This window comes from Spirochaeta cellobiosiphila DSM 17781 (assembly GCF_000426705.1).
GTDB lineage: Bacteria > Spirochaetota > Spirochaetia > DSM-17781 > DSM-17781 > Spirochaeta_E > Spirochaeta_E cellobiosiphila.
The window spans coordinates 115,258-130,067 of sequence record NZ_AUFW01000017.1 but is presented as its reverse complement, the minus strand read 5'-3'; the positions used below and the strand labels follow the sequence as shown (position 1 = coordinate 130,067).

At 38.5% G+C, this 14,810-nt stretch carries 15 protein-coding genes; 6 read left to right on the top strand and 9 right to left on the bottom strand.

All coding sequences use genetic code 11. The features are described from left to right. Positions 1–45: 45 nt before the first annotated feature. The 5 genes from lptB to K345_RS0103435 are packed head-to-tail and all read right to left on the bottom strand — an operon-like array spanning position 46 to position 4,082. Entirely contained in the window at positions 46–786 is a 741-nt protein-coding gene (gene lptB / locus K345_RS0103455) for an LPS export ABC transporter ATP-binding protein (RefSeq protein WP_028972993.1), read from the bottom strand. Continuing rightward, on the bottom strand, positions 776–1,444 hold the full coding sequence (locus tag K345_RS0103450) for an LptA/OstA family protein (RefSeq protein WP_028972992.1): 669 nt from the start codon (positions 1,442–1,444) through the stop codon (positions 776–778). Before K345_RS0103450 ends, lptB begins: the two co-directional genes overlap by 11 nt. Further along, on the bottom strand, positions 1,428–1,970 hold the full coding sequence (gene lptC / locus K345_RS0103445) for an LPS export ABC transporter periplasmic protein LptC (RefSeq protein WP_028972991.1): 543 nt from the start codon (positions 1,968–1,970) through the stop codon (positions 1,428–1,430). The genes K345_RS0103450 and lptC overlap by 17 nt, the downstream gene beginning before the upstream one ends. Next, positions 1,960–3,567 (bottom strand): CTP synthase, encoded by a 1,608-nt coding sequence (locus K345_RS0103440; protein ID WP_028972990.1) that lies wholly within the window; start codon positions 3,565–3,567, stop codon positions 1,960–1,962. The genes lptC and K345_RS0103440 overlap by 11 nt, the downstream gene beginning before the upstream one ends. 38 nt (positions 3,568–3,605) lie before the next feature. Next, the gene (locus tag K345_RS0103435; protein ID WP_028972989.1) at positions 3,606–4,082 is read right to left on the bottom strand and encodes a bifunctional nuclease domain-containing protein; all 477 of its coding nucleotides are present in this window, start codon (positions 4,080–4,082) and stop codon (positions 3,606–3,608) included. A 105-nt stretch (positions 4,083–4,187) separates the two neighbouring features. Here K345_RS0103435 and K345_RS0103430 point away from each other — a divergent pair, with 105 nt between their 5' ends. From K345_RS0103430 to K345_RS0103415, 4 genes are read left to right on the top strand one after another with little or no spacing between them, the layout of a single operon-like run. After that, a complete protein-coding gene (locus K345_RS0103430) occupies positions 4,188–5,006 on the top strand; it encodes a CheR family methyltransferase (protein WP_028972988.1) in 819 nt (272 codons plus the stop codon). A 13-nt stretch (positions 5,007–5,019) separates the two neighbouring features. Then, positions 5,020–6,165: a protein-glutamate methylesterase/protein-glutamine glutaminase gene (locus K345_RS0103425; protein WP_028972987.1), complete on the top strand. Its 1,146-nt coding sequence runs from the start codon at positions 5,020–5,022 to the stop codon at positions 6,163–6,165. Between the two features lie 12 nt (positions 6,166–6,177). Further along, positions 6,178–8,049, top strand: a complete 1,872-nt coding sequence (locus tag K345_RS23550; RefSeq protein ID WP_028972986.1) for an ABC-F family ATP-binding cassette domain-containing protein — start codon at positions 6,178–6,180, stop codon at positions 8,047–8,049. A gap of 6 nt (positions 8,050–8,055) precedes the next feature. Continuing rightward, positions 8,056–8,625: a DNA-3-methyladenine glycosylase I gene (locus K345_RS0103415; protein WP_028972985.1), complete on the top strand. Its 570-nt coding sequence runs from the start codon at positions 8,056–8,058 to the stop codon at positions 8,623–8,625. Here K345_RS0103415 and K345_RS0103410 read toward each other — a convergent pair. The 3 genes from K345_RS0103410 to K345_RS0103400 form a co-directional block, all read right to left on the bottom strand. Then, the gene (locus K345_RS0103410) at positions 8,622–9,998 is read right to left on the bottom strand and encodes a DUF3943 domain-containing protein (RefSeq protein WP_028972984.1); all 1,377 of its coding nucleotides are present in this window, start codon (positions 9,996–9,998) and stop codon (positions 8,622–8,624) included. The genes K345_RS0103415 and K345_RS0103410 overlap by 4 nt on opposite strands. Positions 9,999–10,112: 114 nt before the next feature. Next, complete coding sequence (locus K345_RS0103405; protein WP_028972983.1) at positions 10,113–10,502, bottom strand: SoxR reducing system RseC family protein; 390 nt, start codon at positions 10,500–10,502, stop codon at positions 10,113–10,115. Further along, positions 10,483–11,292 carry a TIGR00282 family metallophosphoesterase gene (locus tag K345_RS0103400; protein ID WP_342664868.1) on the bottom strand — a complete coding sequence of 270 codons (810 nt, stop codon included), beginning with the start codon at positions 11,290–11,292 and terminating at the stop codon, positions 10,483–10,485. Before K345_RS0103400 ends, K345_RS0103405 begins: the two co-directional genes overlap by 20 nt. A 311-nt stretch (positions 11,293–11,603) precedes the next feature. Between K345_RS0103400 and K345_RS0103395 the strand changes: the two genes are divergently transcribed. Further along, entirely contained in the window at positions 11,604–12,212 is a 609-nt protein-coding gene (locus K345_RS0103395; protein ID WP_028972981.1) for an Hsp20/alpha crystallin family protein, read from the top strand. Positions 12,213–12,359: 147 nt separating this feature from the next. On the opposite strand, the gene K345_RS0103385 is transcribed toward K345_RS0103395, so the two are convergent. Next, positions 12,360–13,406 (bottom strand): response regulator, encoded by a 1,047-nt coding sequence (locus tag K345_RS0103385; RefSeq protein ID WP_028972980.1) that lies wholly within the window; start codon positions 13,404–13,406, stop codon positions 12,360–12,362. A 73-nt stretch (positions 13,407–13,479) separates the two neighbouring features. Here K345_RS0103385 and K345_RS0103380 point away from each other — a divergent pair, with 73 nt between their 5' ends. Further along, positions 13,480–14,475, top strand: coding sequence for a zinc-binding metallopeptidase family protein (locus K345_RS0103380; protein ID WP_028972979.1), 996 nt, complete (start codon positions 13,480–13,482; stop codon positions 14,473–14,475). Positions 14,476–14,810: the final 335 nt, after the last annotated feature.

The following is a 14,810-nucleotide window of genomic DNA, read 5'->3' as shown; positions in this document are numbered from 1 at the left end:
CCCTGGTTTCCTATAGTATACCAATGGGAAGGCATCCTGGGCAACTCAATCAATATACATCTTGAAATCCTGTCCCAAGTAAAACTTTTTAGCCAAATCGTTATTTATTATTTCATTCCTGGAACCGGATACGAGGATTTCTCCTTGATTGATTATATACGATCGGTGGGTGATCTCAAGGGTATAATGAACATTATGATCTGTTATAAGGACTCCAATATCCTTATCTGCCAGTTTTTTGATAATACCTTTGATTTCTCCTACGGCAATAGGATCAATACCGGCAAAAGGTTCATCAAGAAGAAGGAAATGCGGTTCTATAGCTAAAGCTCTGGCTATTTCTGTTCTTCGTCGCTCTCCTCCTGATAAAGTATAAGCATGTTGTTTTCGGATATGATCTAGACCAAGTTCATCAATTAATTCATTAAGAGTTTCTTTTTTTTGTATTTTACTCAAGTCCTGTCGTGTTTCAAGGATAGAGTAGATATTATTTTCTACACTGAGCTTACGAAATACAGAGGCTTCCTGAGGTAAATAGGAAATACCCTGTCTGGCTCTTTTATACATAGCTACTTTAGTTATATTCTGATTATTAAGCTTAATAATACCTTTAGTGGGTGTTATGAATCCAGCAATCATATAGAAGATTGTAGTTTTCCCTGCACCATTAGGGCCTAAAAGTCCAACGACTTCCCCTTTATTCATACTAAAGCTAACATTCTTAACAGCAACTTTCTTTCCGAATTCTTTGCGGAGCTCCAATACTTGAAGGGTTTCACTGTTCATTTGGTTTATCCTGTTGATTCTGATCGAGAGTCTCTTCGGGTTTTTCTTCCTGGTTGACCGTACCTGATACATCTCCATAGAGATTTATCTCTTCTGTATCAAGATTGATATGAATACGACTCGCTTCGTATATGTCTCCTTTTGATTCCACATAAGGGAAGCCTGATAATTCAAGTTGATCTGTTTGTCTTCGATATAAGGCAAACTCAGAACGGCATATAAGATCTGCTTTTAATACCCTAACACCAACTTGAATAATAGTGATTTCTTCCTGGCCACGGTTTTCGAGGTAAGAGCCTTTTACAATCAGTTCATTTCTTAGGTCTTCCATTTGCGCCTGGCCTTGAACTTTACTAATATCAAGTTCTCTATCATAAAGCATACTGTTAGAACTAAGTTTGATACCTTTGTCCGTGTCATTTACATAGACATTACCCTCACAATTAGCAAAACGGTAATTACTTCCGTATATTTCAATCTTATCCGCTGTAATTGTTAAGGTCTCTGTGACTATTTTGGCATGGCCAAGGAGTTGGGTTTTTTCATCGCCTTTGGCAATAGAGGATATGACCGAATCTGCATAGAAGGAAAAGTCATCTCCATAGCAGGGGATAAGGCTAATGATTAAAAATATATATAGGCTAATTTTCCGATGCATATTGGCCCTTAATGAAATGATTAAACCTAATAAAATTGTATTTAAGATTAACTTCAAAGCCTGTTCCATACATCAAACTACCTTCTTGTTGTTCAACCCTAACTAAGCCTTCTGATGTTCCTGCCAGAGTTTGTTTTTCCTCGTTCCAATTAAGTTCATCCGCTTTTATAGCAGTTGCTTCCTTCAGAGAATCAATTATTATATTCCCCTTGAGATTAGCATCTCTTTTCTGATCATCATACATGATGTAATCAGATTGGCCATGAGTTATCTGTTGCCCATCTTCAAACTCATTAAATTGAGCCTCATACAATAGAGATTTTGTTTTTTCTGTGAATATCTTAGCTTTTTGAGCCTCAATGCTAAAACGTATTTGACCTTGCTCTATAACTGTTTGTTTGAAATTATCAAGTTCACTATTGGGGATATCATCCTCCAAAGATTCTGCTAAGTTGGCTCCTTCATAATCTAAGGAGCAACTACTAAGGAGGATAACTATTATCCCAATAAAGACCTTATTTGACATTCTTAAGGGCGGCTTCAACAAAACTCTTAAACAGTGGATGTGGTTTAAATGGTTTGGATAAGAATTCCGGATGATACTGAACACCAATACCCCAGGGATGATCAGGCCATTCAACAGTTTCTACAAGAGAGCCATCTGGAGTATAACCATTAATAAGAAGTCCATTTTCAGTTAACTGGTCTTTATAACTATTGGTTACTTCATATCTGTGACGATGTCTTTCGAATATAACATCTGAACCATAGATATGCCAAATCTTAGTGTTTTCCTTAAGATGGGTTTCGCTTCGACCTAAACGCATGGTTCCCCCATAGGATTGAACATTAATTTGCTCTTCCAATAGACTTACAACAGATTGAGGACCATCTGGTTTGAACTCGGAAGAATCTGCTTCGTCCAGTTGAGCTTTATTTCGAGAATACTCAATAACCATCACCTGCATACCAAGACAGATTCCTAATAGGGGAATTTTATTCTCTCTAGCGTATTTAGCTGTGTCGATCATTCCTTGAATTCCTCGTTGACCAAATCCTCCAGGAATGAGAATCCCATCAATATCCTTGAATACTTCATCAAGGGGCCGTTCTTCTTTTTCTAGTTGTTCTGAATCAATTTTGATTATCTTAACTTTAGAACCATTACCAATACCACCATGAACCAAGGCTTCATCAATGGATTTGTAGGCATCTCCCAAGTCGACGTACTTACCAACCAGGGCTATCTTTGCAGTTTGTTTCGCTGTGTTGAATATGTCCACTACATGTTGCCAAGGACTTAGATCAATAGAAGGAATCGTCATTCCCATCTTTTTAAGAACTAATTCATCCAGACCCTGATTATGGTAAATTAAAGGAATTTCATAAATTGTTGTATTAACATCCCGTGCGGTTAGGACTGAGTCCAACTGAACATTGGTAAAACTTGCAATTTTTCTTCGCATGGATGGATCAAGTTCAACTGCAGCACGGCATAATAGAATATCAGGTTGAATACCTATAGATTGTAGTTCTTTTACTGAATGCTGTGTTGGTTTTGTTTTTAATTCACCACCAGTGACAGTAGGAACTAATGTGAGATGAACGGATAGAACATTTTCCCGACCAATATCATGAATCATTTGACGAGCGGCTTCTAGGAAAGGAATGGATTCTATATCTCCAACTGTTCCCCCCACCTCAATAACAGTAAAATCTACATTAGGATCTTCTCCAATTTTATAGATACGCTGTTTAATTTCATCTGTAATATGAGGGATGACTTGTACAGTCTTACCAAGATATCGACCTTCACGTTCTTTCTTAATAACAGATTGATACACCTGTCCGGTTGTAATGGAATTGGCTTGATTAAGAGTAGATCCGGTGAATCTGGAATAGTTACCAAGGTCTAGATCCGTTTCGGCGCCATCGTCGGTAACATAAACTTCTCCATGTTGATAAGGACTCATAGTCCCTGCATCAACATTAATATAGGGATCTACTTTGATCATTCGAACCGTAAATCCCCTACACTCTAGTAGACTCCCTAAGGACGCAGCTGCTATCCCCTTTCCAAGGCTGGAACACACCCCGCCTGTAACAAAAATATACTTCTTCATGTAAGATGATTATGGTTGTATTAGAAGGTCAATGTCAATTACATGAAGGGTTGGTCATGCCTAAAAGAGTCAATTGTTTCCAGGTTCCCCCGCTCCCAATCCAAGTTAGTATTATAGATAGGATAGTCTGTTAATAAGAGGGTATTGGAAATATCTGTAAGGATAGGGACCTTTTGATGGATTGCAAAAGATATTCCTGATGATATTGGAATGGAAATTCTGTGTTTTCTTAAACCTTTCTTATAATGTAATGTACCTTCATATGGATAATTCCTTCCTTTTATGATAAGCAATTGCTTAAGAAGAAAATGATGCTTATTCCAGAGTTCACTTAGAAAGTATCCTGAATGATTAGCTTCAGCGTTTTCTATTTGTAGTATCAATTGACTAGCTGAGGAAGCCGATATTGATAAGGGTAGGATGCGGTTGCCCTCAAATGACTGCATAATGAGGTAGGGTTGCAGAGAATCGTCCTGTAACAGTATGCCTTTTATAGTTAAGGATATTAATTCCATGGTATTAAAGTATCACAGAGATAGGGAAATTTCATAAAACATTTTGATTGACACTAGATATGTGAAAACTTAGACTTTAATTACCATAACAATAGGAAATACTAAATGTCAGAGTTCTTAAGCGACGGAGTTTTTGGGAAATTTCGTGATTTGATATATAACTCTAGTGGTATCCACTTTTCAGAATCGAATAGAACGATTTTGGAATCTAGGTTAAAGGAACGTCTTAAAAAATCTGGTTTGGATTCGGTGGAAGCCTATTTTGATCAGATTAATTCAGATACAGAAGAATTAAAAGGTTTGCTTGACTCTGTGACAACAAACCTAACGCGTTTCTTTAGAAATACAAGCCATTTTGAAACATTTGAAAATTACGTCATACCCGATTTAGTTAAGCGCAAACAGGCCAAAGGGGATTACAAATTCCGTTTATGGAGTGCTGGGTGCTCTACAGGGGAAGAACCTTATTCTTTAGCCATGGTTTTAAAGGATAAGCTACCTTCAAATTTTACTATTGATATAACAGCTTCTGATTTGAGTTTAAAGTCATTAATGACTGCTAAAGAAGGATTCTACAAAGAGGCGCGTATTAATGGTATTCCTGATGATTACTTAAAAAGATTCACAACACAAAAAGCAGATGGTTATGTTATCAATGATGAGATCAAAAAAATGATCAAATTCGACTATCATAACCTAAAATATGACAGTGGATTGACCAATCTGGATATTATCTTTTGCCGGAATGTGCTTATATACTTCGATGAACCAGCCCAAGAGGCCGTGGTCAATCGCTTTTATCAAGCATTGGATAGCCACTCCTATTTGTTTATAGGTCACTCTGAGCCGTTATTTGGTATGAATACGAAATTTCAATTCCTTAAAACGGACTGGGCTTGTATTTACTCAAAAATATTGGATTAAACAGGAGTCCTGAGTGTCGAAGAAGATACGCGTACTAGTAACTGATGATTCAGCATTAATGAGGAATCTCATTAGTAAAATTGTTGAAGGCAATGACAAGCTAGAAGTAGCAGGTACGGCTATGAATGGTCGTTTTGCTCTCAAAAAAATAGATTCATTAAAACCAGATATCATTGTTCTAGACTTGGAAATGCCTGAGATGAATGGCATTGAATTCCTACAAGAACGAAAACGTCTAGGGATAAAAATTCCTGTCGTTATATTATCCTCCATTGCTACAAAAGGTGCTCGAATAACCATGGAGGCATTAGACTTAGGGGCTAGTGATTTTATTACCAAGCCATCTGGATCTATCTCTGAAGATATTCATGTTGTGGGAGAGCGTCTTTGTAATTTATTAATAGCTTATGGTGGTAATTACATTGGTGTGAAAATGGAAGCCACATCTGAAGAGATTGCTTCTGTATCCAGTAGTTATATTCCCGACAAAAAGAAAGCTCTTATGAAGGATCTGGGCATTACTATGGCCGACAGGCCCCAGGCAGATAAGATCGCCAGACGAAAGGAACCAGGAGTTCTTGAGATCCTTGGGTTGGGAATATCTACAGGAGGTCCTAATGCTTTAAGACATATGTTGCCTCACCTAAGGGAAGACTTCCCTGTTCCCATTCTCATTGTTCAGCATATGCCTGCAGGATTTACAGAAGAATTTGCTAATAGCTTGAACAGAATATGTCCCCTTGAAGTAAAAGAAGCTCAAGATGGTGATGTGATAAAAGCAGGGCGTATTCTGATAGCCCCTGGTGATAAACACTTAGAAGTGGAAAGGATGAGTTTTGCCAGTATAGCCAAGGTTCGCTCTGGTGATGCTGTTAATGGTCACCGTCCTAGTGTTGATGTATTATTTGAATCCATTGGTAAGAATTATGGAAATCGAGCAATGGGTGTCATTATGACAGGTATGGGCAAAGATGGTGCCAGAGAAATAGGTCGTATCTACCGGGAAGGGGGGATCACCATAGGACAGGATGAGCAAAGTTCAATTGTCTATGGAATGCCTAAGGTCGCTAAAGAATTAGGTCATCTGGATAAGGTAGTCAGCTTGGATGAAATGGCAGAAACCCTAAACTCTTTGACAAGCAAATATACAAAGCAGTAGACTGACAGCCAAATGGCTGAAAACTTAATATCAATTGACAATATAACAAAAATCCTTGGTGACAAGGTTCTCTTTGAGGGGGTGTCCTTCGGTATCCAGAAGGGGCAGAAGGTTGCTCTTATCGGTATCAATGGGACAGGTAAATCGACTCTACTAAAAATCCTGGCTCAAAAGATTGAGCCTGATGAGGGGCATATTTCCTGGAATAAAGGATATCATGTGTCTTATTTACCTCAGAAACCCGATTATGACTCACAAGATACAGTACTGGATCATATATTCAAAGATGACTCTCCTGTAATGACAGCTATTAGAGAATATGAGGTCTGTCTGGAAGATGTCGCTCAAAATAGACCGGGAGGAGAACGTCTTCAGGAATTAATGGAGCAAATGGATAACCTTAATGCCTGGACTATTGAAAGCAATATAAAAGGCGTTCTTAATCGACTAGGGATTGAAAATGTTACCCAGAAGATGGGGGAGTTATCAGGAGGAATGATCCGAAAGGTCTCTTTAGCCCAGGTCCTGGTTAATGATTCCCAGCTAATCCTTCTGGATGAGCCTACCAACCATCTGGATGCTCCTACTATTATCTGGTTAGAAGAATTCCTCAAGCAAACAGAGAAGTCCCTCGTGGTAGTAACACATGATAGGTACTTCCTTAATAACGTATGTTCAGTCATCTATGAAATCGATGACCAGAGGCTTTATCGCTATGATGGTAATTATACATATTATCTTGAAAAAAGAGATCTAAGACTCCAGATCAAATACCGGGAACAAGAAAGGATTAAAACCATTCTCAGGCGTGAAGTGGAATGGTTAAGTCGCGGACCAAAAGCACGGGGAACTAAGGATAAAAAAAGAATTGCCAGGGCCTATGATCTGATGGACGCTCAAGAAGGGGATTCTCCTATTATGAGTGATTTCTCTACTGAAGGGAAACGTTTGGGGAAAAAAGTTCTGGAACTCAAGCATGTGGAAAAATCCTTCGGTGATAAGACCATCCTCAATTCCTTTGACTATTCTTTCAAAAAAGGAGAACGTTTAGGTCTCATTGGGGGCAATGGAGTAGGAAAGACCACCTTCCTTAAGATCCTTGTTGGTGATATTGAACCGGATTCAGGATTTGTGGATCCAGGCAAGAACACTGTATTTGGCTACTTTGATCAATTAAGTATATCCCTCGATTCTGATGAAAACGTATTAGATTATCTTCAAAGCTATGGAGATACCATAACAAAAGCTGGAGGCCAGGTTGTCTCTGCAGGACAACTTCTGGAAGAATTCCTCTTCCCAAAAGAAAAATTCCGAACACCACTCAAGCTTTTGTCCGGTGGAGAACGACGACGTTTGCAACTAATAACAGTACTTCTAGGGAGTCCTAATTTTCTCATCTTTGACGAACCAACAAATGATTTGGATATAGATACTCTGGGAGCTTTGGAAAGCTTTCTTGAGGACTATGATGGTTGTGTTCTGGTGGTATCCCATGATAGATACTTTCTGGACAAAGTCGTAGATGGACTCTTTGTCCTGGATGGTTCAGGTGATGTTCAAGGATTTACAGGATCCTATACTGAGTACTGGGATTATAGCCGTAAGGAAAAAGCCCGGGCCAAGAAGGAACAAAGTAAGTCTGCAGATTGGCCTAAGAAAAGAGAAAAGAGAGGTTTAAGCTTCAATGAAAAAAAAGAGTTTGAAGAACTTCTTCCTCTAATAGAAGAACTGGAACTGGAGAAAGCCCAATTAGAAGAGGATTTTGTTGATTCTTCCATTGATCCCCAGGCTATGCAGCAAAAGAATGAACGATATGATCAGGTGAATCAATTAATAGAATCAAACACATTGCGTTGGGAAGAACTAGCAGAAAAAATGGAGTAAATATTTATGATACGTTGTGGATGGGTTCCGGAAGATAAGGAACTTTATATTCAATATCATGATCAGGAGTGGGGTGTCCCTGTCCATGATGATCGTACCTTCTTTGAATTCTTGATACTTGAAGGAGCTCAAGCCGGTCTATCCTGGTACACCGTTTTACGTAAAAGAGAGGCTTATCGTCAGGCCTTTGATGATTTCGATCCCCAGATTGTTGCTCAATATGACGAAGCCAAAGTGGCTGAGTTATTGGCTAATCAAGGAATCATACGTAACAAACTTAAAATAGGATCCGCTATTAAGAATGCAAAGGCTTTTCTTCAAATACAGACAGAATGGAAAAGCTTTGATAGGTTCATATGGAATTATGTAGATAATAAACCTATCGTGAATAATTTTCCTAAACTATCTGATGTTCCTGCCAGTACAGAATTGTCTGAAAGAATATCCAAGGACCTTAAGAAAAGAGGAATGTCCTTTGTTGGTACGACTATTATTTATTCTTTTCTACAGGCAACGGGTATTGTGAATGATCACACTACAGATTGCTATCGATACAAAGAAGTACAAAAGCTTTAATTGTAGGTATAACTGATACCTAAACGAAGGCCCTCGAGAGTATATGAGGTATTATCCAAATTTTCGTATCGAGTATCACTATTCCAGCGATAATACCTAAGAAATATTTTTGTATCTTCAGATACAATCTTCTCTAAGCCTAGTTGCCAATTGTTTTTAAGCGCAAACCCGGAAGAACCACCTTTGGGTACAGCTTCTGGGTAAATGTACATAAAGTAAAAGTAATTATTCATATAAAGATTAGTATTAATGGGCTTTACTTGTAGCGTATAGTCCAGCTTCACATTAGAACCAAAACCGATATCATAACTACGGCGTTCTACCTCTGGTTCTCCATAGATCTGATCAATCTTTTTAAGGTGGAGGTTTTCTGAACTTCCTAGGGCTAAGAATGATAGGTAAGATTCCCAGTTACTTTGGATGTATACATTATCAATCTGGTTTTGCCAACCTACACCTAAGCTGTTAGCACTTAGATTAAACACATCACTATAGACAAAGTCATAATGCATATAGATACCCAACAGGTTATCCATATGCTTATTAATATACATCGGGGTTCCCCACAACAAGCCCTTACTGAAGAAAGAACCATAGAAATCATTGTAACGGAATCCTGCAAATCCTTCGACACTGAATATATCATAGGGGACTTTGGTTTTTGTTCTGATATCTCCATAATGGATATTATAATTCAATAGCAAGTTATTATAGTCTTTATCTTTGGAAAACATGTCTGCTGATTGACCACTTTGCTGTGTGACATCATATCCAACCCCTATTTCATATTGAAAAGGCGCAAGACTAGTAGGATCTGGTTGGTTATAGATGATGTCACTAATATTTCCACCGGGAGATAAGGTCCAGGATAAAGCTGAACCTGTTATACCGGGAATCCCTCGTCGGAATCGCCCCTGAATCGCCTGTGATAACCGGTAGGCAATTTCTCCAGAAGCAGTTCCTCCTAAAGTAGTGATAATAAAGTCATTTTTAGAAGGGGTTTCATTCTCCATAAAGAGTTCCCATGTCACACTACTGACCATAGTAGCATACACGCTATGATTAAAATCCCATCCGGCTCCTCTGGCAGATCCATAAGCCAAGGATCCTTGATAGGGGTGCCCTAGCTGATTTACAGAGAACTCATCATTGTCCCATACCCAGGGATTAGATAAATGCCGCGTCCACATTTGGGGATAGATAGCAGCGTAGTCGATACCGGCTACTAACTGAGGTCCCCATATAACAGGATTCCAAAAGAAAGTCCCCCAATAAAGGGCTGATGTTGATGGTATTTGTTCCTCATTGCTGGATCCAAAAACACTAATGGTAATGGTTAATAGCAGAATGAGTAGTATTCGTCTTTGTGTCATTGATAGTGCAGTGTATCTCAAGGTCACTAATTAATACAGAATGGAAGGTTGTTAGTGTGAAAAAAATATAAATGTTTATATTTTGTAAAAAAAAGGGCTATCCTAGAGGATAGCCTAAATAACATCCATAATAATGGGTTGTTTCTTTTCCTTCGGAAGAAGCCGACCTAATAACCAGCCTCCTACAAGTCCTGCCAGAGATATTAATAATCTGAAGCCGTCCTGAACAATTCCTAAGGAAGGAACTAAAGCATATAGGCCGAAAAACAATCCAAAGGGTATAACAAAGACAAGAAATAATCCTCTCAATGTAGAAGCATGGGGGACCGCGAACTCAACCATCTGTCCTACTTCCAAATTCAATCCTTTGTTGTTAACTGCTTCAAAATCAAAAGTCTCTACATTGCAATTGTCAGTACATCCCTGACCACAGCAAGCAACTTCTTTGGTCATCGTAAGATGAACTTTGTTACCTTCTATGGAATTAATCACTCCCTTTTCCATCAGGAACCTCCTTACATGGTATTCTTAAGGTGTCTATCGAGTTTGCCCGGCCATCATCATTGATGTCCAACAAAACACCCTGCAATTCCAGACCATCCCAAGCCTCTCCAGATCGTTCTGGAATAGCAGTAAGGAATTTTTTAATCTCTATATCCGAATCAAAGCCCCCTACAGACTGTATACTTCCTGTTCTTCCAGCATCACAAATTACTGCGGAGCCACCAGGAAGAACACGCGCATCAGCACTCTGGGCTTTGGTATGTGTTCCAATTACAGCAGACACCTTACCATCTAAATGGTAATACATTGTTGTCTTCTCTGCTGTTGTAGACGCATGAAAATCGACTATTATAATATTAGTCTCTTTTTTTATCTTCTCCACTATCCCTTCAATAAGAAAGAAGGGATTTGTTAGATGCAGTCTATTGAATCCTGCTTGTCCCAATATATTTACAACAGCAATCTTCTTGTCACCAACATTATAATAACGCCAACCCCTTCCCGGATTTGTGGCAGGGTAGTTAGCCCCTCTTAATATATAAGGAGCTTTGGCAATATGTGGTGCCATGTCTTTCTTATAATATACACATTCTCCGGTGGTAAGTACATCAATACCTAATTTCCGTAGGTATATGGAGTGGTTTTTACCCATACCAAAACCACCAGTTACTCCATCAGCACTGGCGATGACAAAATCAATATTATGTTCTTCCTTTAGTTGGGGTAGCAGTTTTTTTACTGTGAATAAGCCTGCTTTACCCACTATTTCGGCGATAAATAGTACTTTCATTCCCATAGTGAGCTAAAAATACTAGAATTTTGTCTAATGTGGAAGAGTGAGGCGACAATATTACCCAGGTTTTACCTCTAATAAAGGCTTATGGTGAATTGTGACACATATTTGGGGGAAGTATAAGATTTTACTTGAATCTTTATGTGGCTTGCTTGTTTTGTCTAAATTGTTTTATTAAAAAGATATAAGTCTTTTTTTAAGAGAATAGTAATATATTGGCATATGAATTGCATTATATAGAGTAGAGACGCCGGAAAGGGTTTCCAGTCGCCTTGTATAAGGGACTAAGATACATAAGGAGTAATCTTATGAAAGACAAGATTGTTATCGATTTAACAAAAATCATGGACGAAATGTTCGATGCCGCTCAATCCGTTAAGGATAGTTTTGAGAAAGGAGATTTTGATTTTTCCAATTGGGAAGACAAAATGCGTGACTTCACAGGACATAACAAAGATCGGGGAAAGGGACCTTTTCATGATCATGGAAGAGGTCCTGGACGTAGACAGAATAGTGGGGCTTGGGATGACAATATGGATTTCTATCCTACCTATTCTTATCCACCAATGAATGTATACCTATCCAAAGAGAGAGAAATGGTATTCGAATTCGCAATGGCTGGTTTTGATGAAAGCAGTATAGACTTACAATTCCTTGGGGACTATATGGTCTTCTCTGCTAAGATCCCTGAAGTGAAAGAAGACGAGGAAGGCGATGAAAGTGTTAAATACTTCAAACGACGTCTAAAGATGAAAGATATCAAGGAACAACAATACTATGTTCCTGAAGATAAGTTCGATAGGGAAAAGGTAAGTGCGCGATTTCGTAATGGGGTTCTAAAGGTTGTGATTCCTGCCAAAGAGGAATTTCAAACCAAGGAAGGTGTCAAAATACAAATATTAGGGGAGGATGACTAATATGTTTTGGTTCATACCAGGAGTTGTTGTTGGGTATATTTTCAAGGAATCCATTGCTAAGCAATTGGTTAAGGCCATACGCTTAATAAAAGACAAACGAGATAATCGTTATTAATATATATGGGGACTGGAAACAGTCCCCTTTTTTTATTCTAAAGGAAAAGATAGTTTAAACCCAAGAAGAGGGTGAAGACTGTATTCAATCTGTCCTCTTAATTGAAGGGTAAGAGCTTCAATAATCATGAATTTAAGGGATTCCTCAGACTTATCAAATTCCGTTTGCCGTACCCTTTGATCGGATATCTCTAGATAGATTCTGTCATGGATCTGATAGACAAGACAGTCTAGTAGAAAATATTGTTCAAGTTCGACATTATGATTTGCTAGAATGTTGATAATTTCATTAACCAATAGGCCCAGGGGAACCAATTGTTCGATTCCTATATTAGCATCAATAGCCTCGAATTTAAGCCCAATAGAATCTCCCTGTCGACCAGATATAATGTATTCAAATAAATTATGCAGATAGCTCATAAGGCTCACACTGCCTAAGTCTTCAGATTCATAGATGAGTTCATGGATCAGTGCCATAGACTGGATACGTCCACAGCTTTCACCTAATACCTTCTGGCAGTGTTCATTCTCTATATCCTGTTGTTGAAGATTTAGAAGACTCAAGATGACTTGAAGATTATTCTTCACTCGGTGATGTATTTCGTGAAGCATTATATCTCTTTCCTCGAGAGCCTTCTCTATCTTCTGTGTTCGTTTTTTTATCTGACTTTCTAGGTTTGCGGTTAGTTTGACTTGTTTGTCTTGAAGCTTTTTAAGGGTAAGATGTGTATTGATTCGAGCCAAGAGTTCCTCGGTCTCAAATGGTTTGGTTACATAGTCTACAGCACCCGCACGGAAACCTTTGACTTTATCTTCTGTATCTGCCAATCCGCTCATGAATATAATCGGAACTGTTGTTAACTTGGGATTGTCCTTAATGAGCCTACAGGTTTCAAAGCCATCCATAAAGGGCATCTGGATGTCCAGAAGAATGAGATCTGGAATGTTCGTATCCATACGACGAAGGGCTTCTTTACCGCTTTTGGCTGATAGAGTATTGTAATCTTCCTGTTCCAGCATGAGTTCCAATAAGTCAATATTGGTGTCTGCGTCGTCAATGATAAATATGGTATCTTTCAATAAAGGGATGCTCCCACCTAACTTATCCTAATTTGTCCTATGTTAATTGTCAAAAAAACAATATTATTATTATATGGAAAACATATTAGACAAACTCAAAACTCTGATTAATATACCTTCTCCCACAGGTATGACAGATCAGGCTGCGAATTATATATATAACTGGGCTAAACAAAAGAATCTGGATGTTCAGAAGCTTCACAAAGGTTCCGTTATCGTGACCTTAAAGGCTGAAAAGGCCGTTAAGGAACCTCTTATTCTTGCCAGTCATATTGATACCTTGGGAGCGATGGTCAGTGGAGTATCCGATTATATTGAGCTAACACCAATTGGTGGTTATCCTGCTAACTACATTTTAGGTAATTACTGTAGTATTCATACGGATAAGAAAATCTTCAAAGGTACTATACTCCCCAAAAATCCAGCAGTTCATGTAAATAGTAAGCTTAAGGATCATGTCCTAAAGTTTAGTGATCTCCAAGTTCGGGTGGATTATCTACCTCAAGAAGGAGAATTATTAAAGGAGCTCATTCTTCCTGGAGATTTTATAAGCCTGGATCCAGCTTTTGATATTCAGGAAGGCTTCGTCAAGTCACGTCACTTAGATGATAAGGCCTCTGCAGCAGTTATGATGGCTTTGATTGAAGAGTTCAGCCCTTATAAATCTGATAGGGATATCTATTTCTACTTTAATGTCACAGAAGAAACAGGACAGGGCTTTGCAATTTTACCTCATACTGCAGATATGATTGTGGTGGACATGGGTGTTGTTGGGGAAGGTTGTGAAGGAAAAGAAACTCATGTCTCCATCTGTGCTAAGGACTCAACAGGTCCATTTAACTATGGATTGACCAAAGAACTTAAAGCCGCCGCTATCGCCCATAATGTAGATTATGTTGTTGATATCTTTCCCTTTTATGGAAGTGATGGACAATCTGCATTAGGAGCAGGTAAAGATTATAGAGTCGCCTTAGTAGGTCCTGGGGTGAATGCTTCCCATGGATGGGAGCGTACTCACATCAGAGGAATAGAACAAACCTACAAAATTCTGCGTGCTTATATTCTATAGTCCAGAATTAGGAACAATAAATGCCAACAAAGAAACAGGTCAATTAGAGAAAGCCAGAAGGTTATGCTCTTTGAGCATTTCTTAAGGCTCAAAAGGTGGCTTTTGCTTACTTGAAATTGGTGATTTTGCTTATTGAGTTTCAAGTAAACCTAATAAGCAAATGGTCAAAACCTCGTAGGCAAACGGATGAAACTAAGTAAGCAAAAGAGCAAAACCTAGTAAGCAAAATCGGTGTTTTGTACACTAGAAAATGAATAATGTGTCTTTGAAGTCTGTCGTTTTAAGTTCTAAAGCCCAGGTGGGAGTCCCTTCTTTTTTATGTAGAATTAATAAGG

Bases quoted from the DNA above. Each gene is read 5' to 3' on its own strand.
- lptB (WP_028972993.1), bottom strand. From the start codon at position 786: ATGAACAGTGAAACCCTTCAAGTATTGGAGCTCCGCAAAGAATTCGGA.
- K345_RS0103450 (WP_028972992.1), bottom strand. From the start codon at position 1,444: ATGCATCGGAAAATTAGCCTATATATATTTTTAATCATTAGCCTTATC.
- lptC (WP_028972991.1), bottom strand. From the start codon at position 1,970: ATGTCAAATAAGGTCTTTATTGGGATAATAGTTATCCTCCTTAGTAGT.
- K345_RS0103440 (WP_028972990.1), bottom strand. From the start codon at position 3,567: ATGAAGAAGTATATTTTTGTTACAGGCGGGGTGTGTTCCAGCCTTGGA.
- K345_RS0103435 (WP_028972989.1), bottom strand. From the start codon at position 4,082: ATGGAATTAATATCCTTAACTATAAAAGGCATACTGTTACAGGACGAT.
- K345_RS0103430 (WP_028972988.1), top strand. From the start codon at position 4,188: ATGTCAGAGTTCTTAAGCGACGGAGTTTTTGGGAAATTTCGTGATTTG.
- K345_RS23550 (WP_028972986.1), top strand. From the start codon at position 6,178: ATGGCTGAAAACTTAATATCAATTGACAATATAACAAAAATCCTTGGT.
- K345_RS0103415 (WP_028972985.1), top strand. From the start codon at position 8,056: ATGATACGTTGTGGATGGGTTCCGGAAGATAAGGAACTTTATATTCAA.
- K345_RS0103410 (WP_028972984.1), bottom strand. From the start codon at position 9,998: ATGACACAAAGACGAATACTACTCATTCTGCTATTAACCATTACCATT.
- K345_RS0103405 (WP_028972983.1), bottom strand. From the start codon at position 10,502: ATGGAAAAGGGAGTGATTAATTCCATAGAAGGTAACAAAGTTCATCTT.
- K345_RS0103400 (WP_342664868.1), bottom strand. From the start codon at position 11,292: ATGAAAGTACTATTTATCGCCGAAATAGTGGGTAAAGCAGGCTTATTC.
- K345_RS0103395 (WP_028972981.1), top strand. From the start codon at position 11,604: ATGAAAGACAAGATTGTTATCGATTTAACAAAAATCATGGACGAAATG.
- K345_RS0103380 (WP_028972979.1), top strand. From the start codon at position 13,480: ATGGAAAACATATTAGACAAACTCAAAACTCTGATTAATATACCTTCT.